Raw genomic sequence first — 24,817 nt, 5'->3', positions numbered from 1 at the left:
AGACGAGTTAATTGAAGAAACTTACTTTCCAACGACCAATAACTGGTTATTTGTCAATTTTGACTAAAACACTCAAAAAATTATCTATTTTTCTTACGCGAAATTTTTGACAAAAACTCCTTAGTTATTGGCAAAAGTTCAACTCCTTGAATTCATACAATAAAAATGCAATGAGATCAGATAGTTAGGTCTCGAGAGCATTTTCTCATCAAGGAGTTCGCTATGAAGAAAAAAACTGCTGCTGCCGTTCTTTCTGCCGTTATGGCTTTGAGCATCCCTGCGGTTTCTAACGCCTCATTGGATTCTAGAGAAATCAACATTGTTCCTATCGCCGCCTATACGGCTCAGGGTAATGAACAAGCTTTAAAGAAAGCATTGACCGAAGGACTCAATAATGGGCTAACCGTTAATGAAATTAAGGAAGTCCTGGTGCAGATGTACGCCTATACGGGCTTCCCAAGAAGTCTGACCGGTTTAGGAGTGTTTGTTAATTTACTGAAAGAGAGAAAGGCTTCTGGAATCAACGATAAGGTTGGCAGAGGACCTACTCCGTTGCCGAAAGGAACAAATATCCGTGAATTGGGTACGAAGGTTCAAACGGAATTGATCGGACGCCCGGCGGCCGGTCCTGTTTACGACTTCTCACCAGAAATTGATACATACCTTAAAGAACATCTGTTTGGCGATATTTTTGCCAGTGATGTGCTTGATCATCAGGCTCGTGAAATAGCGACCGTTTCGGCGTTGGCTTCCTTGCCCGCTCCAACGCAATTACGTTCACATTTGAATGTGTGCCTAAACGTTGGATTGACGCCTGATGACTTGAACGAATTCGTAAAAGTCCTTCGCGATAAGGTCGGCTCAGAGGAAGCAGATTTGGCCGATCAGGCGCTAAAAACTGTTTTGCAATCTCGTAAGAAATAAATTTTCGTAAGGAGAAAAAAATGACAAAAACGATTGCAGCCGCTGCTGTTGCAGCAACCATGGCTGTTTCAATGGGAGCTTGTGCCGCACAAACAAATCCGTTTGGTTTGGTCTATCAAAATGCGATTACAAAAAATGAACCCGGCAAGGTCAATATTCATCAGGTAACGTATGAGCTTCATGGTTTGAAAATTGCCGCCAATGTCTATACGCCGGCGGGCTATGATGCAAAGAAATCGTACCCCGCGATTGTGATTGCTCACCCGAACGGCGGCGTGAAGGAACAGGTGGCCGGCTTATTTGCCGAACGTTTGGCTGGCAAGGGCTATATTACGATTGCCGCTGATGCCGCATACCAGGGCGCCAGTGAAGGCGAACCCCGCCACACGGATAAACCGCAATTCAGAACAGAAGACATTTGGGGCATGACAGATTACATCTCCACCTATCCGGGTGTTGATGCGCAGCGTTTGGGAGCCTTCGGCATTTGCGGTGGCGGCGGATACACCTTGAATGCGGTTAAGGCCGATAAGCGTATTAAGGCTGTTGCAACTCTTTCCATGTTTAATTCCGGTGAGGTACGCCGCAACGGTTACATCAATTCCGGGTTAGAGACAATTCAAGCTCGTTTGAAGGAAGCGGCCGACGCTCGTCAAAAGGAAGTTACTACCGGTGAAATTTCTATTTCCGGCAATGTGGATTTTGACAAACTTACTGATGAAGCAATCGCCAAGATTCCGACCGATTTGTATCGAGAAGGCATGCAGTATTACGGTCGTACACATCGTCATCCGAACTCCACCTTTGCTTACACAACATCAAGCTTGATGGATTTGATGAGCTGGGATGCCCGCAATCAGATTGAATTGATCAATGTGCCGCTTTTGATGATGGCTGGCGAAAAGGCAGATTCTCTCTACATGACAGAGGAAGCTTTTAAACTTGCGACCGGTACGAAAGATAAAGAGCTTTATAAGATTCCGGGGGCTACGCATATTCAGACGTACTTCGTTCCAGAATATGTTGATAAAGAACTCGATAAGTTGACGACTTTCTTTGGTCGTACATTGAAGTAATACCTCCAGCCGGCTTTGCCTTTATGGCAAAGTCGGTTTTTTTTAAGGATTCAAAAAATGAGTATGTCACGATCGGTACTTCGTCACATGGTTTTAGCAATGGTTATGTCTGTTGTTGCATTGGGCGCAACGGCGGCTGAAAATGATCATAATCAAACGGTCCGCAATATCTCTGAAGAAAAGTGGGTTTCCGCCGGAGCGGAACACTTTACAGGAAACGTTCAAATGAGAAATGCTTTTGCTCAAGTGTCGCCCGCGCGCAGCTACGGAGCCTATGTTCGATTTGAGCCTGGTGCCCGCACTTTTTGGCATATTCACCCGACCGGTCAAACTTTAATTGTGACCGAGGGAGTCGGCCTAACTCAATCGGTTGATTCCAATGGAAATATGGGCCCGGTTATTGAAATTAAAGCCGGTGATATTGTGGTGTGCCCTCCGGGAATTCGACATTGGCACGGAGCAAGCGAAAATTCCTCTATGACGCATTTGGCCATGTCTGAACGCGATCCGAACAAAGCCGTGCAATGGCTCGACCCTGTAACTGAGGCTGAGTACAAAGGCGCTAAGAAATAATGGCGGTACTTGAGCAGGCAATCATTTTTTTGCTGTTAGTGATTGTGGGTGTTTATGCCCGTCGGATTAAATGGATTACTTTTGAAAATCAACAGCAAATTTCAGGGCTGCTTGTCAATATTGCTTCTCCTGTCATTATTTTGTTCGGTGCATTGACGCTCACTTAGAAGGGGTATGGACAGGCGTCGGCTCTTACGTGGGCGTCTCTTGTCCTTTTGGTCTGAGTAATGTAATTGCCAGACTGATAGTGTTTGAGCACTCGCTTCACGGCAAAATTATCGCCATGACGCTCTTTACACTTGCATTAGCGAGACTTAATTAATTTTTAGGTAATGAGGTAGACATGAGAAGAAAAGATCGATCTTTTGCAGCATTGTCGGCAATTTTGTTGTCGATTACGCTTTGCACGGCTGTTTATGCCGGTGAGCATAGTTCGGTTGTGAATGAATCTCCCATTGTCTTGAGGACACAAGGCAGTTTTACCGTGGGCGGCGCAACGCTGACACATAAGGGAACCTTTTCTCGTGATCATTTTCTCGAACCTCAAGGTCAAACTGCTTACGGCGATCATGCTTATGTTTTTTACCAAATTCCTGTCGATGCAAAGACCTATCCGATTGTCTTTCAGCACGGCGGAGCGCAAACAAAGAGGACCTGGGAGTCAACACTTGATGGCAGAGAGGGCTTCCAAAACCTTTTTTTGCGCAAAGGCTACTCAGTCTATCTCTTAGATCAACCTCGGATGGGAGAAGCCGGTTTGGCCCTGAAAGCCGATTCCGGTAAAAATCCCTATGCGGCAAATCCTTTGTACGCGGATAAGACGCTTTATGAGCTTTGCCGGATCGGGGTATATCCGAACCAGTTTAAAACCAGTCAATTTCCAAAGGGAGACGCGGCTCTCGATGCCTTCCAACGATCTTGGACAACTTACTCCGGTGAACTGGATGATGATCTGAACGCACAAGCTCTAAGTGCTTTATTTGAAAAAATTGGCCCGGCAATCCTTTTTACTCATTCCATGGGTGGTACCATCGGCTGGAGAACTCCCATTCTTACCAATAAGGTAAAGGCTATTGTGGCGTTTGAACCGGGCGGCACGCCCTTCATATTCCCGGAAGGCGAGGTACCTGAAGCATTGCCGACAACCTATGCACCCGTTATCGCCACAGCTAAACCAGTGCCTTTGAAAGACTTCGAAAAACTGATCAAGGTTCCGATGCTTTTGTTGTACGGCGACAATATTGCAGAGCAGTCTTCAAAGCAAATTGGCCCCGATAAATGGCGCAGTGAGTTGGATATGGCTAAAAAATTCGTTGCGGCCGTTAACCGTCATGGTGGTAATGCGGAACTGATTCATTTGCCAGATATCGGTATTCGCGGAAATACACATTTTTTGATGTCAGATCTGAACAATGAAGAAATCGCCGATTTGACGCAAAAGTGGTTAAAAAAACAGAATTTGGATTAACGCGGAACAAATAGGGTTAGCCGATTTTGCCAACCCTATTTAGTAAACTATTTTGTTTTAACACCGCCATATACGGCAGACATTTTCATTGAGTCCAAAGCCATATCAATAGCTCTGAGTTCTTCTTCGGATAATTCAATATCTGCAGCTGAGGCATTCTCTTTGAGGCGCTCAAGATTTCTTGAGCCAGGAATCGGAACGATCCAATCTTTTTTTGCAAGCATCCAGGCTAAAGAGATTTGTGCTTTAGTCGCTCCTTTTTCGTGAGCCATGTCATCGAGTAATTTCAAAAGATCCGCGTTTTGCCGATAAGCCTCCTCAGTAAATTGAGGCATGACGCTGCGATAGTCAGTGAGCTTATCAAAGCCGGAAACACCATGATATATACCTGATAAAAAGCCGTTTGCCAGGGGAGAAAAGGCGACAAACCCGATATTTAATTTTTCAAGAGTAGGGAATAGCTTTTCATACCAACGAGCCATCATTGAGTAACGATTTTGAATGGCTGTCACGGGGCAGATTGCGTGTGCTCTTTCGATGACATCTTTGTCAACCTCCGACAAACCCCAATGGGTAATCTTGCCTTCATCAATAAGCTGCTGCATTACTTCAGCAACTTCTTCGATGGGGCGTTTAGGATCGTTGCGGTGTTGGTAGTACAAATCAATATGATCGATCTGCAGACGCTTTAAAGAACCTTCAACAGATTTCCTAATCGTTTCGGGGCGAGTGTCGACGATTAAAGGTTTGTTGACCTCTTTGCTGCTTTCATCAAAATGAATGCCGAACTTGGTTGCAATGACAACTTTGTTTCTGTAAGGTTTGAGCACTTCACCCAAAATAGTTTCATTATGGTGAGGATCAAGAGTATTGCCGTAAGTTTCTGCTGTATCAAAGAATGTATAGCCGTCATCAATGGCGTGCGAAATCACATTTTGAAATTCTTTTTTATCGCTGGGTTGCCCATAAGCATGGCTCATTCCCATGCAACCCAAACCGATTGCAGAAACTTCCAAATCTTTACCTAAAATTCGAGTTTTCATCCTATTTGTCCTTTAGTTGCTTTATCCAAAATTCAACCGCCTCATTAAGCCATCCTTCGGCATCACTTCCGGTGCCAAGTCCAAAGCCATGACCGGCGTAATTGCAAAGTCGGAACTTTGTGGAAATACCTAATGCAGATAAGCGCAAAAGTCGTTGTCTCATTGTTTCATGGTCGGCAATCGGATCATTGCGACTGACTACTGCGTAAGTGGGAGGATCCTTGTCGGTGTAATCAGTGTGCCCGGTATATTCCATGACGACGGCAGCTGCCCGGGGCGTTTCTGCGGCTCCGAACGCCGCGCTGCCGTAAGAGCCGAGATAAGCAGCTATTCTGGCACCGGCCGAGCCTCCCCAGAGTGAATAACCTGTAGGAGCTACCTCTAATTCCTTGGCATGGTCAATAATCCAGGCGAGAGCCTGAGCCAGATCTTCACAAGCGACTCGAGCACCGCCAATCCGATATTGGATGACGAATGCGTTGAAGCCTTTTTCTGAGATAGACTGAGCGAGGGGAAATCCTTCGTGAAGAGAACCCACATAAGCAAAACCACCGCCAGGACAGATGAGAGCAAAAGGTGCTCCGGGTTTGCCCCTGAAGAAAAACAAGCCGGTTTGATCAGCGCGATTTTTATCCTCATAGAAGCTGTAGAAAACCTGTTTGCCTTCTGCGCAATCATCAATCAGACGATTTAAAGAGTGCAGTATGTCTTTTGTGTTGACATAACCGTGCCAGGGCATAAGCCTGGATACTTCAGAGATTTTTAAGTCCCTGTCAATATCTGCGGGACGAGGCATGAGGTGGGAGGCAAAGGCTTTTAAATAAGGGTGATTTTTAAGTTCACGAATATTTGAGGAGGCCTTAAGGTGCCATTCGTTGGCAAAAACAGCAGAAGGAATCGCCCATTCTGACATCAAAAAGCCTCCGACAGCCGAAAGTAAAAATCGTCTTGTTAGCAATTTATTTCCAACCCATCCGCTGAACCCAGGCTTTTAGATCCGGTTCGGCACGATCAACGCGGTCCCTGTAAACCGTAAAACCTCGGGTGATGACATTGGCTTTAGGAGCTAGCTCCTGAATGGTGGAAATGGTACGAGAAAAACCGCTTCCGCCGTGGGTGTTAAATGGGATGACAGTCTTTCCGCTTAAATCATGGGTTTGCAGGAATGTATAAAGAATCATGGGCATGTCTCCCCACCAGTTCGGGTACCCCAAAAAGATTGTGTCGTAGTTTTTCAGGTTTTCAATATTGCGCAACAGGGCGGGGCGAGCATTTTGATTCTGCTCTTCCTTGGCAAGATCAACCAATGTTTTATGCAAGGTTGGATAGGGTTTCTTAGCCTCAATACGGAAAAGATCTCCGCCAGTGTATTTCTGAATCAGTAAAGCAATATACTGGGTGTTGCCTAAAACCTTCCCATTAATGACAACTGTACTGTTTTCCTCCTCTTCGGTCATGTCTTTAGGATCATCAGTCTCCGGCATGGAGAAATAAACAATCAGGGGTTTCTTTGCGGTATTGATTTGAGCCAGTGCCGTGCCGCTGCCGGCACCGAATCCGGCGCTTAATCCAAAAGCAAATAAAGACTTAATGACACTGCGACGATTCAAGGCAAATGAGTTATCAAACATTTTTCCCCCCTCCATTTGGGTTGAGAAATTTAAACTTATTTCTACAGTCAATCTTATAAAAGCGCCGCTTTTTGCTCGTGAGAAATTACATTGTTTTTTTTGCCATTTAATTTCAAAATGATTTGTTTTCACAAGCAAAAAAACAATACAAAAAAAGACCCTGTCAGAAGAATCTTGAAGGGTCTGAATTATTAATGTTTAGTAGATCATTAAGTGACTAGTGACCTAGTTTATTGTTCACTAAGAATTGCTGCATCAGATCAGCCACTTTTTCGTTATTCAAATCAGAGAAGGGGAAGTGTGTATTGCCTTTAAGTCCATGTTCGGGGAGCATGACAAGTTCAGCATGACCGCCCATTGAATTGATTTTTTCAACAAAAAGTTTTGCCATTTTCACGCGAACCCGCCAATTGTCTTGTCCCGGATTTTTAGCAGCTTCGTCCCCATCTTTTGGAATATTGTCCCCGTAGTAGATGACAATCGGAATGCGAGTGAGTTTCTTAAAGTCTTCCGAACTGATCGGCTCACCTTTCAAAGCGCCGGTCAGAGCAGGCATGTCTGCGGGCACTTCTCCCTTGGGGAAAACAAAACCGCTGCCAGGTTCATAAGAGATGATGGCCTTCACATGACTGCTTTTAATTGCCGTTAACCAGCCGATTCCGCCGCCCTGGGAGTGCGTAATTAAAACGCCGTCCCCACTTTGCTCAAACACAGTAGCCATAGCATCGGAAATGACAGCAGGGTCATAAGCACCGGTATTCGGCGTAATTTGTCTGAAGTATTGATTTAGAGATTCCTTATCTCGTGGGAATGCCGCATTGTCAAAATAATCGGGATACATTCCAACACGGAAAGTATCAAACCAGGTTTGATCCATTGGTGTTGCGACAAGCTGAGAGTCGACAGTGGAATTGCCGGCACGCCCCCGTCTTGGTTGATCGACCAGATACACAGGGTAGCCTTTCCTTAAGAAGATCGTTTGGAAACCTTCGCGTCCATCCGGTGTTGTTTCCCAAGTTTTTCCGGACTGTCCGGCACCGTGCAGAAACACGAGCGGTAAGCCTGAAGCATTTTGAGGCACCTGATAAAACACATAGGCATGATCGCCATGAAGGGTTTGTCCCTCCGGCCCCATCTTATAAGGATCAAATTTTCCTTTATTTTTAAGCACCGTACCGCCGGCAGCAAAGCTTCCCTGCTCGACAATGGTAATTGGTTTGGAAAGGGGCTGGATGTTCACTTTTGCCTGAACCGTCGTAAACGCAAGGCAGGCAGTCATCAAAGCAAAAACGAAGACGTTCTTTTTTGTTGACATAGACACTTCTCCTAAGGAAAACGGTAATTATCACTGGGTATGTTAGTGATTCAAAACCCGAGGGTAGGTTGATAAAATGGCGTATTTTTGTCGTTTCCTACCAAAGACGAAAGCCATAGGATTAAACCAATAAAAACAAAGGAAGTTTTTCAACTTCCTTTGCCCTAGAAACGCCTGGACCTCTTTGACAGAGACATTAGGCAATATCATCCTCCAACGGACGCTGTCCGGGTTTGATATCTAATACTCTGACAATCTTATAGTTCGGATTGCCCATCTTGAGTTCTCTCATGGCTGATAATTGGCGTAATGCTTCTCTCGATTCAATGCGTTTGACCATAGTGCGTTTCATGAAATCCGGCAATGAATAAATCAAGTCGACACTGGCTTGATCAATAGCCAGTAGGTCTGTTGAAGCCATAATGCCTAAGTCAGGTAAAGTCGGAGTCGAGGCTTGAACGCCGGCGCAATCGCAGTCAATCGACATATTGCGCAGTACGTTAATAAAAACGATCTTTTTACCGAAATGATCCAGAATCGCTTTACCACCGTCAGCCATACGTTCCATGAACGGAGCTTTTCCGGGCCAGCTGCCGTCAGGCTGAACATTATGCAACTCTACTTTTCCGTGAGCCGCAGAGCCGCAGCCGATAGAAATGTTTTTCAGCGATCCGCCGAAACCGCCCATTCCATGGCCCTTAAAGTGTGTTAAAACAACCATCGAGTCATAGTTGAGCAGATGTTTGCCGACGTGAAATTCTTTCAAATGCAAACCGTCTTTGATAGGTAATGCGACATCACCTTCTTCATCCATGATGTCAACAGGGCAGAAGGTCCAACCGTTTTGTTCAATGACCTTACGGTGGCCGGCAGTCGTTTGACGAGGACTTTTATAGAGAACATTGCACTCAACAATGTTGCTGTTTGGGATTTCGGCCTGCAAAGCCTTAACCCATTCACGCGGAAGGATGTTGGGGCCGTTAGGTTCCCCGGTATGAAGTTTTAAAGCGACTTTGCCGGAGATTTCTTTGTTAATCAGATGGTACATCCTCAGGAAAGCATCTTTGCTTAACTCCGGAGTCCAATACACGACTGATTGATTGGCTTCGGAAGATAAGGCCGCCGTGGAAGAGGGAGCAACCGTTGCCACTGCCACAGCTCCAAAGGCTTCTAAAGTTTGACGTCTGGTAAGCATTGTCATGGCATAACCTCCTAATGGTTCACCTTCCATTATCCGAATTAAAAACGGTAGGCATTGCCAAAAAAAATGTTATTTTTGGCAGAACCTACCGTTTTGATAAATGACTATTTAAAAAGATAATTAAAAAGTTAAGCCATTGATGACAAAAGATTTCTTTTCGTGTTTTTTGTACTTTTCCCCGGAGTAATCCCGAAAAATTTCTTATAGTCGCGATTAAACTGCTGAGGACTTTGATAACCCACCGCATAGGCGGCTGAATTTACATCACCGTCGCCGCGAATCAAAAACTGCTGAGCCTCATACAGTCTCAGGCGCTTTTGGTACTGAACCGGCGAAAGTGAAGTAAAGGCTTTAAAGTGGCGGTGCAGCGTGGTTGAAGACATGCCGGCTACATCAGACAGCTGCTCAATGGTGATGGGTTCGCGGAAATTTTCGCGCATCCAATGAATCACCCGCCGAATTCTTTGTCCGACTGCGCCCGGCGCATAAAGCGATCGTAGCGACTCGCCTGCAGTTCCCGCTAATGCAAGATAGTGGATATCTTTAATCAGCAAAGGGGCTCGGGTTTCAATTTGCTGCGGTCGCTCAAGCAGCCGTAAAAGTCTGTCGAAATCTTCAAGCAATTCCTGAGTGGCCCAATCAATGGAAAAAACTTCGTTAGATTTGTGCTCGGAAGCCGTTGACTCCGATGAAATGATTTCAGCCAAAATCGCCGGGTTTAACTTCAAAGACAGGGAAATAAACGGGTTCGAGGGAGTAACGTCCAACAGCTCGTATGATGTGGGCATGTCCACAGAGGTGACGATCATGGATCCCGCACCGTACTCATACGAGTCTTTCCCAATATTGAGGTGCTTGCGGCCTTGCAAAATAAGGCCGACAGAGAGTACGTAAAAGCAATTGGGCACTTTGTAGGGCGTTTGGACGTAGGACAAATGCAGCCCTGGGATACGGCTGTCCCATTCGCCGGATGTTAAAACAATTCGGTGAACCCGATCGGCCAGGTTTCTGAGAAGAACCCCGCGCTCATCAGTTTCGGACAATGATGGCCAGGACTGAGTTGTTGTCATTTTTTACTTCCTCCACACAAAAGACAATTCACTTTAGTGTTCGATATGACGCTCGCACATCCAACGGATAATGGCTGGATCTCTATGGGAGAAAAATTGACTCGTATTAGTATCCAGTTTCTTAATTGCAGTCATGTCTTCGGCATCCAATACTACAGCTGTAGATTTAAGGTTTTCTTCCATGCGATTAGCGTGAACAGACTTCACAACAACACTAGCCCCTAACATCATAACGTAGCGCAGGACAACCTGAGCAACGGAAACAAGATGCTTTTGAGCAATCGCGCTCAGCACCGGATGGGTAAACAATCCGTTTTTGCCTTCAGCCAACGGTGCCCATGCTTGCGGAGCAACACCGATTTCACTCATGATTTTGATGGCCTCTTCATTTTGACAGAAGGGATTGATTTCAATCTGATTGATCATTGGTTTGACTTCATTGTGGTACCAGAAGTCCAACAAGCGATCGGGGGCAAAGTTGCTCACACCGATTCTGCGTAAAACCCCTTCTTGGTGCAGACGACTCATTGCGCGCCACGCGCCGAAGACGTCACCGATCGGTTGGTGAATCAGGTAACTATCCAAATAATCGAGACCAAGTAGCTCTAAAGAGCGGCTTGCAGCTCGTTTAGCACCTTCTTCGGTTGCATCTTCAAGCCATAATTTAGTCGTTACAAATAATTCTTCACGTTTGATGCCGCTCGCTTTAATAGCAGCACCGACTGCAGACTCATTACCATAGGATGCAGCCGTATCTAAAGCTCGATAACCGACAGCCAACGCATCTTCGACAGCCTTTTGGCACTGAGCAGCATCTTTGACCTGATAGACACCATAAGCGATGGTAGGAACAATAATTCCGTTAATAGTTGTTAATTGATCTTGAAGTGACATTTTTTCTCCTAACTTTTCTGAACATGGCTCTCCTTGTTCTGATTGCATTGTATTGAGCACTGTTTGTGTATTAGGCGTAAAAAATGCCACTCTTTTGCTTAAAAATTGCATATCCCATACTTTATGTATTTCAACCGGTTACCTTTTTAACGGATGCCGCGGAATTAAATCCCTTTATCTTCTTGAAAATGAAAGCTGCTAAAAATTTTGAAGACACTCTTGTCGAACAAATGAAAGATCCTGAATTTCAGGAAGAATTTTTAAGAACAAAGCAAGAGTTGGCTATTTTGGATAGAGTGATTCAAATTCGACGTAAGGCGGGCTTGTCTCAAGAAGCTGTGGCAAAGAGAATGGGAACCTCACAATCAGCCGTTGCTAGAATTGAGTCTGGTTTGCTCTCTGGACGTTTACCATCGCTGACTTCTTTGCAAAAGTATGCAAATGCAGTTGGTAAACAACTTGAATTTCGTCTTGTTTAAAACAAAAAATCTCAGAAGCCTTTCGACTGCTGAGACATGGAATTGGTTGCGGGGGCTGGATTTGAACCAACGACCTTCGGGTTATGAGCCCGACGAGCTACCAGACTGCTCCACCCCGCGATCATCTAACGAAGGACTGCATTGTATTCCTTTCAGGATAAATATGTCAAGTTTTTGAGTGAAAATTTTCACTTTGTTCGTTTTTTTGTTTTTGCATTGCCACTGTCCACCATTGAGTTTGTGCAGGGATGCGTTTAGAAAGTTGAAGCGGTTGACCGATTTCAGGTGTGATTAAACGAACATTTGCCTGAGTTGCTTTTTGAGTCAGCCAAACAAAAGGTTCGTACCAAGGATGCATGGATAGTGAAAACTTTCCGATATGAGCCGGCAAAAAGTTTAGTGCTTTTAAATCTTGGGCCGCTTGCAAAGCTTCATCAGGATTCATATGAATATACCGCCAGCGATCGTTGTATTGTCCGCTATCAAGCAGTACCAAGTCAATCGGCGCAAACCGATTGCCGATTTCTTTAAAGTGCGGACTGTAGCCTGAGTCACCGCTAAAGAATATTTTGTAATTCTTTGACTGTAATAAATATGAAGCCCAAAAACTCTTATTTTGATTGAGATTGCGACCGGAATAATGACGCGCTTCCAGTGCATGTATAGCCAGATTATTCGATAGTTTTAAAGTTTCATTCCAATCAAGTGCATGAAGAGTTTCTTTTTTAAAGCCCCATCGTAAGAAGTGTGAGTCGGTGCCAAGCGGACAGACAATATGATGGATTTTCCCTTTGAGTGCCATAACCGTTGGGTAATCCAAATGATCCCAGTGGTCGTGAGAAATAACCAATAGATCGATGGTGGGAAAATCTGCCGGACGGTAAGTAGTGGTGCCTTTAAACGCTTTTGTGCTAAACGAAACAGGCGATGCGTAGGGACTTAAAACAGGATCAATCAGAATGCGTTTTCCGGCTAGTTGTATGTAAAAAGATGAGTGGCCTAACCAAATGATTGTGTCAATATCCAGACGCAATTGTTTTAAATCTACTTTCGCAGAGGGTAACGCCGTAGACGGAACCGGATCAATTTTGTCCGTCACCATGGAGCGTGCAAAAGCTTTAATAAAAGTACTGTTATCTGTCAAAACGGGTGTTGGCAGAGTATTGTGAAAAATACCGTCATAAAAATGAGAGCAGTTTTTAAAACTCTCAAACGAAGTGGGAAGTGCTCCAAATTTAGGCTGTCGCAAAAAACGATAAACACCTGTAAAGCAGGCTGCGACAGCTAAACCGATACCTGATAAAACGAAAGCCGTGCGACGCTTCATGGTTACTCTTTGCTTTAATGAAACTGTTTTAATCTTAGTGACAGGTCTGATGAAATTTTCTCCTGATCCAAGAATTTTTTTGCCTAATTTTGTTTGAGTTACAAATAAAGAAATAACAATTTGTTAAGGCTTTATTTAAGGAGTTGTTTATAATTTTTCATTTCACATGAAGCAATTACCGATACGGTTTAAGTGGTGGCTTCCCAATAAACGGGGAGCCCTGAATGTAAAACATGCCTTCGGCAACAATACTGAATTATCTCGTCAATAAAGCTCGTCTTTGGCGCGCAAATGGATCCACCAAAGTAAGCGTGGCTGTCAATATTTTTTGGCTGGCCCTTGCATGGTTGTTTCTTCCATTGGAATCAAAACCATTTACTGCCTATCGCGCGGCATTTCAAGAGTTTTATCCCCAGATTAATCCTCATGCACCAAAAACTTTGGATTGTGTGCGCTGGCTTTCCCAAACTTTGTTTTTAATTTGTTTCCGGACTTCGGCACGCAAAGGATGGCTTCGCTTATCTATCTCCTGGGCTGTTAATAAAATAGCGGCAGCTTTGACTCGCCTGGGTGATTGGGTGGGGCATTATGGTGCTTTAGCTTTGGATGGTAATCACAAAAGTTTTGAAACGATTGACAAAAAGGGTGAAGAGTTATCTCGTCCGATTAAGTTGACGCTTTTATGGATTTTGGGTGGCTTGGCTGCTGCACTGGCGGTTTTATGTATCACTCAGCCTTTTAATATTCAGGGACAGGTTGTATTTCTTTCGGTGATGCTTTTGTCGGCATTGGCGCTTCGAAAAATTAAAGCCCGACTAACGCTGATGCTTCTTTTTGTGATTTCAATGGTTGTGTCCGGGCGCTATCTTTGGTGGCGTTGTACCTCAACCTTGAACACTGATTCCGCCATGGGCATCTTTTTGAGTTGTCTATTGCTTGCCGCTGAACTTTACGCATTTGTGGTGATGGTTCTCGGCTACTTTCAGGTCTGTTGGGTGCTTGATCGCAAACCCTATCCGATGCCTAATGATCAAGCGCTTTGGCCACATGTTGATATTTTTATTCCGACATACAACGAATCGCTTGACGTGGTAAAGCCCACGGTTTTTGCTGCCTTAAATTTGCAGTGGCCTGCCGATAAACTCCATGTCTATATTCTCGATGACGGCAGCCGTCCGCTTTTTGAGGAGTTTGCCAAGCAAGTCGGTGCCGGTTACATCAAGCGTGAAGAGCACAATCATGCCAAGGCGGGAAACATTAATCACGCCATGACTGTCACAAACGGAGAGTTTGTGACCATTTTTGACTGTGACCACGTGCCCTCTTCGGATTTTTTGGTCAAAACAATGGGGTGGTTGATCAAGGATCCTAATATTGCCCTTGTTCAAACACCGCATCATTTTTACTCTCCGGATCCATTTGAAAAGAACCTTCATTTGGATCGGACAATGCCGATTGAGAATTCGCTTTTCCACGATTTCATCCAGAAAGGTAACGATACGTGGAATGCCACGATGTTTTGCGGATCCAGCGCTGTGATGAGACGAAAGGCCTTGGAAGAAGTCGGCGGTATTGCTGTTGAAACGGTGACCGAAGATGCGCACACATCATTAAAACTTAATCGTAAGGGGTGGTCGTCGGCCTTTATCGATTTGCCGCTTGCTTCGGGTCTGTCAACAGAAACATTGGCCGCGCACATTGGTCAGCGTATTCGTTGGGCAAGAGGTATGATCCAAATTTTCCGCCTGGACAATCCGTTTTTGGGTAAAGGTCTTTCGCTTCCCCAACGGTTGTGCTTTTTTAATGCCATGTTCCATTTTTTCCATGGCTTGCCCCGTTTGATCTTTTTAGTGGCGCCGCTTCCCTACATGTTTGCTAATGTCTATGTCATTTATGCGACCGCTGCGGCTATTTTTGCCTATGTGCTTCCGCACATGATTCACTCGGCTCTTACCAATCAGATTCTTCAGCGTGGGTATCGATATCCCTTCTTAAGCGGAGTCTATGAAACCGTATTGTCTTGGTACATTTTGCTGCCGACGACCGTGGCATTAATTTTCCCTCATAAAGGCAAATTCAATGTGACCGCCAAAGGGGGAACCATTGGTGAAAAATATTTGGATTGGCCCGTCTCAAGACCGTATCTGATTTTGATCGGTTTAAACATGATCGGTCTGCTCATCGGTTTTTATAAGGCATTTTTTGATCCCAATCCGGAATATTTAACGTTGGCTATTAATATGGGATGGATTGCCTACAACTTGATGATTTTGGGAGCCTCAATGGCAGTGGCTGTAGAAGAAGTCCAAAAACATCAATTCCCTCGGATTCATTGCAAGATTGATGTAAATATTTGTGATGAAGAGGATGCCAACTACAAAGCGACGATGACACAATACTCACAAAGTGAAGTGAGACTAAGTTTGTCAGGATGTGAGAAAGCTTGGAAGAAAGGTGAGTCCGTTCGTCTCTTGATGATTTACAAAGAAAAGTATTATTGCTTTAAGACAACGGTTTTATCTGCAGAGCCGGGCAATGTTTTGGAATTAAGCCTGTGTTTTGATGACTATGAAACGGAAAAAGCTTTTAATCGCTGCACATTTTCTCGTGAGGGAATGTGGGTTCCTGAAAAAGTCAATGTGGATGATCGCATGTTGACCGGTTTCTTAAAGCTTGGATCTTTATCTTGGTACGGCTACAAATCGATGATCGAATTTTTGCCCGGCAAGTTACAAATTGTTCCTAAAGTGTTGAGCTGGTGCTTAACGTTTGCACCGAGAAAACCAGCTCGTGCGCTAAACTCAAATACGTTATAAAGTTGAAAGAGAGTCTAAAGTGAAATTGTCCAAACTGTCAGCCTTGGTGATGAGCACTGCATTGGTGGCGTTTGCCTCAGTCTCATCATTTGCCCAAGAGACTCCGCATGATGCTTCTAGTGTCTCACCGGTCTGGCGAACTGATGTGACGGGTTCTTTTACCCAACAAAGTTCATTGTTAAAGTTAGTCCCCGGTGGACAGGCTAAAAATATTCGTCTTACGGGTATCAATAACACTCAATATTTAGACTTTGGCGTGCGTGCCGATGAAATCGTATCCTCTGCAACCATGGATTTAGCTTTTACGGCTTCGCCTGCGTTGATTCCGGTTCGCTCTCAAATCAATGTTTATCTGAATAGTCAGCTGCAGCAATCGGTTCCTGTGATGCCAGAAGCTTTGGGTAAGCTTTATCGCACAAAAGTTACCTTGGATCCGAAACAAATCAAATCGAATAATCAGATCACTCTTGAATTTGTCGGTCATTATCAGAACATTTGTGAAAGACCTTCAAGTGAAACGTTATGGCTAGATCTTGATGCCAAGAGCTTGTTGTCTTTAGTTAAGCAAAAAGTCAAGATCGCCAATGACCTAGCTCGTTGGCCGGCACCCTTTATTGACACATTTACTAACAACGCGTCGGTGATTCCTTTTGTGTTTGCCAAGGCACCGGATAATGAGACGAAAAAAGCAGCCGCTATTTTGTCTTCCTTGGTGGGTAAATACACGCAATGGCGCGGAGCGGATTTTCCTGTTTACTACGATCGGCTTCCGATAAATGGACATTTCTTTGTTTTTGCTACTAATTCCAGCAGACCGAGTTTTTTAAGTGATTTGCCTCTGGCAGACGGTCCTCAAATTTATATGATGGACGCTCCTGAAAGCCGAAGCGACAAAATGCTGGTTATTTCCGGTCGTGACGAGTCGGATTTGGTTGTGGCGGTTAAAGCGCTCGCTTCAGGTGATCATGTTTTAATCGGTGACAAGCTTCCGATTAAGGACTTTAAGGAAGCACCGGATCGTCGGGCCTACGATGCGCCTAATTGGGTGCCGATTGACGAGACGATTGCATTCTCGCAGATCATGCAGTATCCCGGACAGTTAACATCAAGAGGGTACGCACCGCCTGCCGTTCATATGCCAATGAGCATTGCTCCCGACTTGTATATGGTCGGTACGGGCGGATTGGATGTCAATCTGAAGTATCGTTACACAAAGCCCGAAGGTGGGGATCAAGCTCAGTTGCGTATGCGAATCAACAATTATTTGGTTGATTCGGTCAATCTGTCCCAACAATCCAGTAGCGGTGAGCGTGAAATGCGCTTGCCTTCCTTCAATGGACCTTTGGCGACCAGTCCCTCTGAAGCATTGGCCTTGGCGGCTCAAAATGATTTAAGTTTTGAGGTGGTGTATCGTCGAGAGCTTTCCGAAGGTTCGCCCGATAACTGTAAATCCGTTGTTTTGCTGCCTCATCAGATGGAAATTGATCCGGCCTCCACATTGACGCTCAATGGACTGTTCCACTACGCTGAGATGCCGAATTTGACGCTTTTCACACAAAGCGCTTACCCGTATTCGATTTTTGCAGACTTATCACGAACTGTCGCCGTGATTCCTAAGGAAGCTTCAGCTGAGAAGGTGACTACGCTGTTGAATACAACGGCTCGTATTGCCGCGGTAACCGGTGCCGTTGCCACAAAACTCTCTGTAGTTGATCAAGCCACTGAAGCCCAGCTTGACGGTAAAGATGTTCTTTTGATCGGTGAGATGCCGATTACGTTGCCGGACTTTAAGAAAGATAATGCCGAACAGCTTCAGCAGGCCATTGCCGATACCCTGCAGGGTGAAGAAGTTCTTCAACCCGAAGAAATTCTCTTTAGTCCGGATGGCGGCGTTGGAGCTATTGTTTCGCTTCAATCGCCCTTTGATTCGGATCGTACAGTGGTGGCCTTATTGAGTGAGGGACAGGCGGGTAGCTATTTACTCAATGAACAATTAAAGAGTCCATCGTCCATGGCAACGGTGAGCGGATCGGTTGTCATCATCAACGAGCAATCCATGTCCGATTTTAAAGTGGGAGACTCTTACACCATTGGTGACTTACCTTGGTATCACAAGATTTGGCAAACCATGAGTAATTATCCGTTGCTTCTGGTTTTATGTGCTTTGGTTTGTGCCGTCTTAGTAGGCACGGGCATTTTCTACTTTATGCGCCTGTGGGTGAGGGGACGTGCAAGATGAGAAAACTGATTTTAGCGTTGACTTTAGCGATGACAATGAGTTCATCGGTTTTAGCCGCTTGGCCGATGTGGGATCAATTTAAGGCCGTTGGCATGGAAGGAGCTCGAGTGGTTGATTACAGCGATGCTCGGGCGGTTACGACATCCGAAGGCCAATCCTATGCCATGTTCTTTGCATTGGTGGACAACGATCGAGAAACCTTTGAGGAGATGTTGCAGTGGACAGAAAATAATTTGTCCGCCGGCGACATCACTAAAAATTTCGCAGCATGGCTTTGGGGCAAAGACGGTTCTCAATGGACGATTTTGGACACCAACAATGCGGTTGACTCAGATATGTGGATCGCCTACTGCTTATTGGAAGCCGGCCGCCTTTGGGATCGTCCGGACTACACAGAAAAAGCTCGGGCGATGTTGGAATTGTTAAAGACTCAGGTTCGTGATATCGATAATTTGGGTAAGGTTCTTTTACCCGGCCGTATTGGTTTTGAACACGACGGTCAGGTTAAGTTGAATCCCAGCTACTACCCGCTTTTCCTTTTAAAACGTTTCGCCCTGGAGGATCAATATTGGCAGGATGTTTTCGAAGGTTCTGCGCGTGTGTTGATCCGCAGTGCGCCAGCGGGCATTTCCCCAGATTGGGCAACTTTCTCCAGTCGTGGAGAACTTGTCCCCGTGGATTCTGTGGATAACACGATTGGTAGTTACAATTCCATTCGCGTTTATTTATGGGCGGGCATGATGTCGCCGAAGGATCCTGTCTACAGGGAATTGAAAGCTCATTTTGAGCCCATGATTAAAATTACGCACGAACTCAATATGCCGCCGGAAAAAATTGATGTGAATACGCTTCAGATCAACCAGCCCGGATGGGACGGTTTTGGAGCTTGCCTTTTGGAATTGCTTGGTCAGGATAAATCGGCTGACTTGATTCGTACGGTATTGTCGAGCGCTCCTATCGAAAAGGAAAATTACTACAGAAATGTATTAACTCTTTTCGGTTTAGGTTTTGATCAAGGTTATTTTGCATTTGATGAGGATGGTCGGGTCTATTTCCCTAACCAACGCAAACAATAAAAACGGATAAACCATGGATAATGTTAACCAGGGCTCGGTCGGGAAATTCTTTTTTAAAGGACTCGGCCTATGGAACGTGTACTTCATACTGAAGTTTGCGCTCGCCCATTACGAATACCTGACACTCAACCTTTTGTATAACGGCTTGCTTTTATTGTTCATCTTGTTGCCGTTTAGAAATCGGGTGTTGAGTCTGCTTCAAACCGGTGTCGCTATCGTGGCAGCCTTTGCTTTGGTTTATTCGGAAAGCTGGCTTCCCGGACCAGACAGCATCATCAGTAATGCACAAAACATTGCCGGCTTCTCTGCCGCTTATATTGCTCAGTTGGCCGTTGATTTTGTCAACATCAAGATGTTGGCCTGGGGTGCTGCCGTTGTCTTGCTTTACTGTTTGGTTAAAGATTGGGTAAGAATTTCAGTTTTCACCCTGGTTTATTTTTTGTGTTTGGTTTTTCAACCCTACTATGTGGCTTGGAGGACCCAGCCTGTTGCACCGGCGGCTGTTCAGGTTGCCGATAATAGTCAGGCCGCTGCACCTCAACAGGTCACTCCTGCGGATCCATCCGCCATTACTTCGGAGACGATTGATCGCTGGTACACCGCCTTTTTGGACTATGAAAAAGATCGTCGGGCGGAGTTTCCCCAAGGGCTTTCAGCTAACGACACGCCGTTTGAAATTATTCTCATGAATATCTGCTCGCTTTCTAATGATGATTTGATTGCGTCAGATTTGATGAATCATCCGGTTTTGTCGGAATTCAACATCCGATTTGACCACTTTAATTCGGCAACATCGTACTCAGGTCCAGCTACATTGCGGTTGCTTAACGCCGTTTGCGGACAAGTCAATCATGACGCCCTTTATGATGGCCGCCGTCCAGAGTGCGAAATCATGAATCGTCTCGATCAATTGGGATACCGTCAGCACTTGTACCTGGACCACAAGGGACAATATGACAACTACCTGCAAACGCTTCGAGATAAGGCCGGTTTAATGGCTCCGCTTGAAAGTACGGCAAAATATCCCGTTCGCTACATGGCTTTTGACGATGAAGAAATTGCAGATGATTTAGCGGTGTTGCGTGATTGGCAACGCAAGACAGCTAAAGATAAAACGTCCGAAAGACACGTCACGCTTTTTAACTTTATCGCTTTGCATGACGGCAACCGTTTGCCCCGTCACAGCCGTTGGGAAGAATTTAAGCCCCGTGCGATTCGCTTCCTCGATGATCTGCAAACCTTTATGCATGAGCTGGAACGCTCTGGGCGTAAAGTGATGCTGATCGTTGTTCCTGAGCACGGTGCCGCTGTACGTGGTGATCGAATTCAAGCTCCGCGTTTGCGTGATATTCCAAGCATGCGAATCACAGAAGTGCCGCTTATGGTAAAGTTTTTTGGCATCAAGGATCTGCCGGCTGAACCTATTCATGTAACGGGACATACGAGTTACATGGCGATGAGTACTTTGATTGGCCGCGCTTTGGCATTGAACTATTTTGGTGCCGATGGTGGCAGCGTACCTCTGGAAGAATTGGTGCGGGATCTGCCGGAAACCAACCCGGTTTCGGAAAATGGTCAGTCCGTGGTTTTGACGTATCGTGATAATGATTACATTCGTCAAAAAGGTGGCGAATGGCGTCCATATCCGAAGGAACGATAATGAAACCATTAGACGCTCCTCGCTATAAGTTCTGCCCGATGTGCGGTCATCCTCTTGTGACTAAGCGTCCTTTAGATGATGTTCGAGTACGAGAGGTATGCGAGGCGTGCGGTTTTGTTCATTATGTAAACCCGACACCGGTGGTTGGAACACTGCCGGTTTTCGGTGGTCGTGTTTTACTGTGTCGGCGTGCCATTGAACCTCGTAAAGGAAAATGGACACTGCCGGCCGGCTTTATGGAAGCCCACGAGACACTGCAGCAAGGAGCCTTGAGAGAGACTTGGGAAGAGACGGGGGCGCATGCACGTGCCGGTATGCTTTTAACTGTGATTGATGTTCCCTACGCAAGTCAAGTGCACTTTTTCTTTTTGTCCGAACTAGATGCTCTTCCATTGGCTCCCGGGCCGGAAACCATGGAACAGCGTCTATTTTCAGAAAGTGAAATTCCTTGGGACGATATCAGTTTTACAACCGTCAAAACCACTCTTGAACATTATTTCAATGACAGGCGACAAGGAGAGTTTCGCCTTCACATGTATCGATTGGACGAGTAGTCCTATAACGATCTTTTTCTGCTATCCATTCGCTATATCTGAAAAGCGATTTGCGCCTTAATCGGGTACAATAGTCAATTCGATGATCAAGCCGAATTTCGGCTCTCCGAACTGATTTTTCGATAATAAGAGACTCAATATGCTTTACTCCATTGCTCGTAAGATTCTGTTTTCCATGGATCCTGAAACGGCTCACTCCGTGATTATGTCTAATTTGGACTGGGCGGTGAATTTGGGATTGACGAAACTGGTAACCCGTGATCCGGTGGAAGATCCGATTGAAGTGATGGGGTTACGTTTTCCCAATGTGGTCGGTTTAGCGGCCGGTATGGACAAAAATGGCGAGCGAGTGAGCGCCTTCGGTGGTCTGGGATTTGGTCACGTTGAAGTGGGCACGATTACACCGAAAGCTCAGCCCGGCAACCCGAAACCGCGTCTTTTCCGTGTGATTCCCGCTGAAGGGGTCATTAATCGTATGGGATTTAATAACCACGGCGTTGATGAAGTTTTGGAACATTTGCGCAGCGCTGCAGCTTTCAGAAGCCGTGGCGGTATTCTTGGGATCAATATCGGTAAAAATGCAGTCACACCGATTGGACGAGCTGTGGATGACTATTTGATTTGTTTGCGCAAGGTCTACAACCATGCCGATTACATCGCGATCAATATTTCCTCGCCCAATACGAAAAATCTGCGCAGTCTCCAAGCCGATGATGAACTCAATAAGTTGCTGACGGCGATCACAACTGAGCGCAAGCGCTTAGTCGATGAAAACGAAGGCAAGTATGTTCCTATCGCACTCAAGATTGCGCCGGATTTGGAAAACGATGACATTTTGAGAATTTCTGATCAGTTGGTCAGCTTCGGTATTGATGCCATCATTGCTACCAACACAACAATTTCTCGTGATGCTATTCCCGGCATGCCCAACTGCAATGAAACGGGAGGTCTTTCCGGCAAGCCCTTGCGCGCTCGTTCTACCGAGGTTGTTCACCTTTTGTATCAACACTTGCAGGAAACGATGCCGATTATTGCCAGCGGCGGCGTGATGACGGGAGAAGATGCTGTCGAGAAGATGCAGGCTGGTGCTAAGTTGGTGCAATTGTTTACGGGCTTCATCTATAACGGTCCGGTGTTGGTCCCTGACTGTGTGGACGCTGTGGCTAAGTGGCGCAAAACGCAAACAGGTCCGGTTGCCTCCCTTCGCCCCTAATTATTCACTCTTACTTTAACGCACAAAAGGAAGTTGCTTCGGTGGCTTCCTTTTTTGTTTGCAATTCTCAACAATTTGCCCATCCTGTCACAGAGAAGTTGTACTACACTGAACTTATCCGATGGTAGCTGACGGAGGAAGCGTCATGTTGCGAAAAATTGTGATAGGTGTTGTTGGTGTCGGCGTTGTTGTTACCGGTGCGATGTGGGCGGCTGCAACGTATTTTCTAGATAATGCAACTATTGCAGAGCAATTGAAAAAAGAGACGGCTCAACGGTTTAACCGCACACTCGTTTTTCAGGGAGAGCTGCAAACAAAGTTTTTCCCAAAAATTCAGATTGTTTTACCACCGACAACCCTGTCTTTTGAGGGAAGCGATAAGCCGCAGTTCACATTAAATGGGGCAGAGGTCGGTGTTGCCGTTTTACCCTTGCTTAAGGGGGACGTGCAATTTGATGCCGTGGTTATTGATGGTTTGAAGGGTCAAGTCAATGTATCTCGGTTTTTAAAGAAAATTCACGAACGCCCCACACAAGAGGCGGACTCTCAGACTGTGACTATTAATGAGTCAGAAAAGAATAATGCTAATCAAGACTCGTCATTTATCAAAAATCTCGAAGTAGCCAGTTTAGAAATCAGAAATGCGGCTCTGACGGCCTATGGATTGCAAAGTCAAAAGGTATACGCCGTTGATTCATTAAACCTCTCAACAGGTAAGCTTGGACTCAGCGGAACAACACCGGTTAAATTCAGTACCCGTTTTGCAGAGAAAACACAGGGATTAAGTGGTCAGGTTGCTTTTAATTCAACGGTGGCATACGACATAAAAACGATGTCAGTGAGTATGGAAAAGCCGTCCATTACTGTGTCGGCCAATCAAAAGGAACAATCAATATCGGCGGAAGTTAAAGCGAATCTTCTGAAATATGCTTCTAAAGATGTGCTTGCCCAAGGAGCCAATATCACCGCTAAAGTAAATGATGTCAGCGTGATGGGAATATTTAATTCCGCCGAAACAAAACAAATGCAGACGTGGAGCTTAGAGGGATTAAATGTAAACGTTTCCCAGGCAGACACAGTTAAAGCGAACATCAACGGTGATTTTGCCGGTGAAATTGAAGCCTTTAGTTTGCAGAGTAAAAAGCTGGGAGGAAATGTTCAGGCCAATCTTGGGCATGCGGTTTTACAGGTTCCCTTTAATGGTCAAGTTTCAATGACTCCTGGAGAGAAAGTTGATTTGAAGCTAAAAGGGAAACTTGATAACTCTCCTTGGGAAAGCGAAGTTGAATTAGTCGGATTCAATGTCCCGACAATCAACGGGTATTTCACACTGGATTCTTTTGTAGCAGACAAGTGGCTTAAGGTTTCTGGACAAGAGACGAAAAAAGTCTCCAGTAGTACGGTCTCGGTTATTTCGCAAGCTTATGCTGCATCAACATCAAACCTGGACGTACTGAATCGAGCAAACGGACGCTTTGGTATTCACGTCAATACGTTGAAGTATCAAGGGTTGACCGTGTCTAACTTTGATACGACTCTGAGTTTGTCAAAAGGGGTGTTGAGCTTTAATAACCTTTTGGCTAATGCTTGCTCGGGCACCTTTAGCGGTAAGGGTCAAATAAACACTGCGGAAAAATGGTCATTTGATCTCAATGCTAAAGGGGTTGATACCCAAGCTTTAATGCAAGCTTTGGGTAGTGAAGCAAAGCTTTATGGCAAAGCAAATGCTACGGTGAAATTGGCTGGTCTAGGTTTGCAAAAGACCGCTCTTTTAAAGAGTGCCAATGGTCAGATATCGGTATCAGCCAACAACGCAGTTCTCAAAGGACTATCGCTAGAGAAAGTGGGTAATGCGGTGAAAGCCAAGAAGGTCACGGGTTTAATCATGAAAGATGAAGATCAGACTCGATTCAGTATTTTGAGTGCATCGGCCAACATATCGAATGGAGTTCTGAATATTCATTCGTTAGAAGGAAAGACTTCAGTGGCTGAAGTCAAAGGCAATGTTACAGTGGGATTAATAGACGAATCATTGTCTGGACTCATAACGGCGAAGTTGGCCACAAGTGTTGATGGTCGCAGAATCAGCGTGCCTATTAAGCTGGGCGGAACAATTCAAGCTCCTAGTTATGGGATTGATTTAGAAGCTGCACTGAAAGCTGGGGTCAAGGATGTCATTAAGGAAGCCACCAAAGATCCTAAGAAAATCATTCAAGGATTAGAAAAGCTTTTTAGGCATTAACAATTCAGGCAAAATC

General features: G+C 45.3%; 21 protein-coding genes and 1 tRNA gene. 13 read left to right on the top strand and 9 right to left on the bottom strand.

From position 1 onward, the window contains the following. The first annotated feature begins 222 nt into the window (after window positions 1-222). The 5 genes from NW199_RS05100 (at window position 223) to NW199_RS05080 (ending at window position 4,041) form a co-directional block, all read left to right on the top strand. The gene (locus tag NW199_RS05100; RefSeq protein WP_258333842.1) at window positions 223-924 is read left to right on the top strand and encodes a carboxymuconolactone decarboxylase family protein; all 702 of its coding nucleotides are present in this window, start codon (window positions 223-225) and stop codon (window positions 922-924) included. Between the two features lie 20 nt (window positions 925-944). Then, a complete protein-coding gene (locus NW199_RS05095; RefSeq protein ID WP_258333841.1) occupies window positions 945-2,000 on the top strand; it encodes an alpha/beta hydrolase in 1,056 nt (351 codons plus the stop codon). Between the two features lie 57 nt (window positions 2,001-2,057). Beyond that, entirely contained in the window at window positions 2,058-2,573 is a 516-nt protein-coding gene (locus NW199_RS05090; protein ID WP_258333840.1) for a (R)-mandelonitrile lyase, read from the top strand. Next, on the top strand, window positions 2,573-2,740 hold the full coding sequence (locus tag NW199_RS05085; RefSeq protein WP_258333839.1) for a hypothetical protein: 168 nt from the start codon (window positions 2,573-2,575) through the stop codon (window positions 2,738-2,740). The genes NW199_RS05090 and NW199_RS05085 overlap by 1 nt, the downstream gene beginning before the upstream one ends. A gap of 176 nt (window positions 2,741-2,916) precedes the next feature. Then, window positions 2,917-4,041 (top strand): alpha/beta hydrolase, encoded by a 1,125-nt coding sequence (locus NW199_RS05080; protein ID WP_258333838.1) that lies wholly within the window; start codon window positions 2,917-2,919, stop codon window positions 4,039-4,041. Window positions 4,042-4,088: 47 nt separating this feature from the next. Here the strand turns inward: NW199_RS05080 and NW199_RS05075 are convergent, their stop codons facing one another. The 7 genes from NW199_RS05075 to NW199_RS05045 all read right to left on the bottom strand — a co-directional run bounded on the left by NW199_RS05075 (window position 4,089) and on the right by NW199_RS05045 (window position 11,195). Beyond that, window positions 4,089-5,084 carry an aldo/keto reductase gene (locus tag NW199_RS05075; RefSeq protein ID WP_258333837.1) on the bottom strand — a complete coding sequence of 332 codons (996 nt, stop codon included), beginning with the start codon at window positions 5,082-5,084 and terminating at the stop codon, window positions 4,089-4,091. A gap of 1 nt (window position 5,085) precedes the next feature. Further along, on the bottom strand, window positions 5,086-5,997 hold the full coding sequence (locus tag NW199_RS05070) for an alpha/beta hydrolase (protein ID WP_258333836.1): 912 nt from the start codon (window positions 5,995-5,997) through the stop codon (window positions 5,086-5,088). Between the two features lie 46 nt (window positions 5,998-6,043). Continuing rightward, a complete protein-coding gene (locus tag NW199_RS05065) occupies window positions 6,044-6,715 on the bottom strand; it encodes a flavodoxin (protein ID WP_258333835.1) in 672 nt (223 codons plus the stop codon). Window positions 6,716-6,932: 217 nt separating this feature from the next. Further along, window positions 6,933-8,030, bottom strand: a complete 1,098-nt coding sequence (locus NW199_RS05060; RefSeq protein ID WP_258333834.1) for an alpha/beta hydrolase — start codon at window positions 8,028-8,030, stop codon at window positions 6,933-6,935. A gap of 196 nt (window positions 8,031-8,226) precedes the next feature. Further along, complete coding sequence (locus NW199_RS05055; RefSeq protein ID WP_258333833.1) at window positions 8,227-9,231, bottom strand: DUF362 domain-containing protein; 1,005 nt, start codon at window positions 9,229-9,231, stop codon at window positions 8,227-8,229. Window positions 9,232-9,359: 128 nt separating this feature from the next. After that, window positions 9,360-10,301: an AraC family transcriptional regulator gene (locus NW199_RS05050; protein ID WP_258333832.1), complete on the bottom strand. Its 942-nt coding sequence runs from the start codon at window positions 10,299-10,301 to the stop codon at window positions 9,360-9,362. A 33-nt stretch (window positions 10,302-10,334) separates the two neighbouring features. Beyond that, window positions 10,335-11,195: an aldo/keto reductase gene (locus NW199_RS05045; RefSeq protein WP_258333831.1), complete on the bottom strand. Its 861-nt coding sequence runs from the start codon at window positions 11,193-11,195 to the stop codon at window positions 10,335-10,337. 83 nt (window positions 11,196-11,278) lie between these two features. Between NW199_RS05045 and NW199_RS05040 the strand changes: the two genes are divergently transcribed. Next, window positions 11,279-11,674: a helix-turn-helix domain-containing protein gene (locus NW199_RS05040; protein WP_258333830.1), complete on the top strand. Its 396-nt coding sequence runs from the start codon at window positions 11,279-11,281 to the stop codon at window positions 11,672-11,674. Window positions 11,675-11,717: 43 nt separating this feature from the next. Here NW199_RS05040 and NW199_RS05035 read toward each other — a convergent pair. Further along, window positions 11,718-11,794 (bottom strand) — tRNA-Met (locus tag NW199_RS05035). Between the two features lie 46 nt (window positions 11,795-11,840). Then, window positions 11,841-13,001, bottom strand: coding sequence for an MBL fold metallo-hydrolase (locus NW199_RS05030; protein WP_258333829.1), 1,161 nt, complete (start codon window positions 12,999-13,001; stop codon window positions 11,841-11,843). A gap of 233 nt (window positions 13,002-13,234) precedes the next feature. On the opposite strand from NW199_RS05030, the gene bcsA reads away from it, so the two are divergent. The 7 genes from bcsA (at window position 13,235) to NW199_RS04995 (ending at window position 24,801) form a co-directional block, all read left to right on the top strand. Beyond that, on the top strand, window positions 13,235-15,817 hold the full coding sequence (bcsA, locus tag NW199_RS05025; protein ID WP_258333828.1) for a UDP-forming cellulose synthase catalytic subunit: 2,583 nt from the start codon (window positions 13,235-13,237) through the stop codon (window positions 15,815-15,817). Between the two features lie 19 nt (window positions 15,818-15,836). Further along, the gene (locus NW199_RS05020) at window positions 15,837-18,056 is read left to right on the top strand and encodes a cellulose biosynthesis cyclic di-GMP-binding regulatory protein BcsB (RefSeq protein ID WP_258333827.1); all 2,220 of its coding nucleotides are present in this window, start codon (window positions 15,837-15,839) and stop codon (window positions 18,054-18,056) included. Continuing rightward, on the top strand, window positions 18,053-19,132 hold the full coding sequence (gene bcsZ / locus NW199_RS05015; RefSeq protein ID WP_258333826.1) for a cellulose synthase complex periplasmic endoglucanase BcsZ: 1,080 nt from the start codon (window positions 18,053-18,055) through the stop codon (window positions 19,130-19,132). The genes NW199_RS05020 and bcsZ overlap by 4 nt, the downstream gene beginning before the upstream one ends. Before the next feature lie 13 nt (window positions 19,133-19,145). Next, window positions 19,146-20,792 carry a cellulose biosynthesis protein BcsG gene (bcsG, locus tag NW199_RS05010; RefSeq protein ID WP_022473564.1) on the top strand — a complete coding sequence of 549 codons (1,647 nt, stop codon included), beginning with the start codon at window positions 19,146-19,148 and terminating at the stop codon, window positions 20,790-20,792. Further along, window positions 20,792-21,346, top strand: a complete 555-nt coding sequence (locus NW199_RS05005) for an NUDIX hydrolase (RefSeq protein ID WP_258333825.1) — start codon at window positions 20,792-20,794, stop codon at window positions 21,344-21,346. The genes bcsG and NW199_RS05005 overlap by 1 nt, the downstream gene beginning before the upstream one ends. A gap of 139 nt (window positions 21,347-21,485) precedes the next feature. Beyond that, the gene (locus tag NW199_RS05000) at window positions 21,486-22,559 is read left to right on the top strand and encodes a quinone-dependent dihydroorotate dehydrogenase (protein ID WP_258333824.1); all 1,074 of its coding nucleotides are present in this window, start codon (window positions 21,486-21,488) and stop codon (window positions 22,557-22,559) included. 145 nt (window positions 22,560-22,704) lie between these two features. Continuing rightward, entirely contained in the window at window positions 22,705-24,801 is a 2,097-nt protein-coding gene (locus tag NW199_RS04995) for an AsmA family protein (RefSeq protein WP_258333823.1), read from the top strand. Window positions 24,802-24,817 lie beyond the last annotated feature (16 nt).

The sequence above is a fragment of the Parasutterella secunda genome (assembly GCF_024733725.1).
In the GTDB taxonomy this organism is placed as follows: domain Bacteria; phylum Pseudomonadota; class Gammaproteobacteria; order Burkholderiales; family Burkholderiaceae_F; genus Aphodousia; species Aphodousia faecalis.
The sequence above is the reverse complement of the archived record's forward strand: the minus strand, read 5'-3'. Positions and strand labels throughout refer to the sequence as shown.

What these genes read in the sequence shown, in the direction of transcription:
- NW199_RS05045 (WP_258333831.1), bottom strand. Translation starts at nt 11,195, where the DNA reads ATGTCACTTCAAGATCAATTAACAACTATTAACGGAATTATTGTTCCT.
- NW199_RS05100 (WP_258333842.1), top strand. Translation starts at nt 223, where the DNA reads ATGAAGAAAAAAACTGCTGCTGCCGTTCTTTCTGCCGTTATGGCTTTG.
- NW199_RS05070 (WP_258333836.1), bottom strand. Translation starts at nt 5,997, where the DNA reads ATGTCAGAATGGGCGATTCCTTCTGCTGTTTTTGCCAACGAATGGCAC.
- NW199_RS04995 (WP_258333823.1), top strand. Translation starts at nt 22,705, where the DNA reads ATGTTGCGAAAAATTGTGATAGGTGTTGTTGGTGTCGGCGTTGTTGTT.
- NW199_RS05075 (WP_258333837.1), bottom strand. Translation starts at nt 5,084, where the DNA reads ATGAAAACTCGAATTTTAGGTAAAGATTTGGAAGTTTCTGCAATCGGT.
- NW199_RS05050 (WP_258333832.1), bottom strand. Translation starts at nt 10,301, where the DNA reads ATGACAACAACTCAGTCCTGGCCATCATTGTCCGAAACTGATGAGCGC.
- NW199_RS05095 (WP_258333841.1), top strand. Translation starts at nt 945, where the DNA reads ATGACAAAAACGATTGCAGCCGCTGCTGTTGCAGCAACCATGGCTGTT.
- NW199_RS05040 (WP_258333830.1), top strand. Translation starts at nt 11,279, where the DNA reads ATGCCACTCTTTTGCTTAAAAATTGCATATCCCATACTTTATGTATTT.
- NW199_RS05080 (WP_258333838.1), top strand. Translation starts at nt 2,917, where the DNA reads ATGAGAAGAAAAGATCGATCTTTTGCAGCATTGTCGGCAATTTTGTTG.
- NW199_RS05060 (WP_258333834.1), bottom strand. Translation starts at nt 8,030, where the DNA reads ATGTCAACAAAAAAGAACGTCTTCGTTTTTGCTTTGATGACTGCCTGC.
- NW199_RS05030 (WP_258333829.1), bottom strand. Translation starts at nt 13,001, where the DNA reads ATGAAGCGTCGCACGGCTTTCGTTTTATCAGGTATCGGTTTAGCTGTC.
- bcsZ (WP_258333826.1), top strand. Translation starts at nt 18,053, where the DNA reads ATGAGAAAACTGATTTTAGCGTTGACTTTAGCGATGACAATGAGTTCA.
- NW199_RS05000 (WP_258333824.1), top strand. Translation starts at nt 21,486, where the DNA reads ATGCTTTACTCCATTGCTCGTAAGATTCTGTTTTCCATGGATCCTGAA.
- NW199_RS05065 (WP_258333835.1), bottom strand. Translation starts at nt 6,715, where the DNA reads ATGTTTGATAACTCATTTGCCTTGAATCGTCGCAGTGTCATTAAGTCT.
- NW199_RS05085 (WP_258333839.1), top strand. Translation starts at nt 2,573, where the DNA reads ATGGCGGTACTTGAGCAGGCAATCATTTTTTTGCTGTTAGTGATTGTG.
- NW199_RS05090 (WP_258333840.1), top strand. Translation starts at nt 2,058, where the DNA reads ATGAGTATGTCACGATCGGTACTTCGTCACATGGTTTTAGCAATGGTT.
- bcsA (WP_258333828.1), top strand. Translation starts at nt 13,235, where the DNA reads ATGCCTTCGGCAACAATACTGAATTATCTCGTCAATAAAGCTCGTCTT.
- NW199_RS05005 (WP_258333825.1), top strand. Translation starts at nt 20,792, where the DNA reads ATGAAACCATTAGACGCTCCTCGCTATAAGTTCTGCCCGATGTGCGGT.
- bcsG (WP_022473564.1), top strand. Translation starts at nt 19,146, where the DNA reads ATGGATAATGTTAACCAGGGCTCGGTCGGGAAATTCTTTTTTAAAGGA.
- NW199_RS05055 (WP_258333833.1), bottom strand. Translation starts at nt 9,231, where the DNA reads ATGACAATGCTTACCAGACGTCAAACTTTAGAAGCCTTTGGAGCTGTG.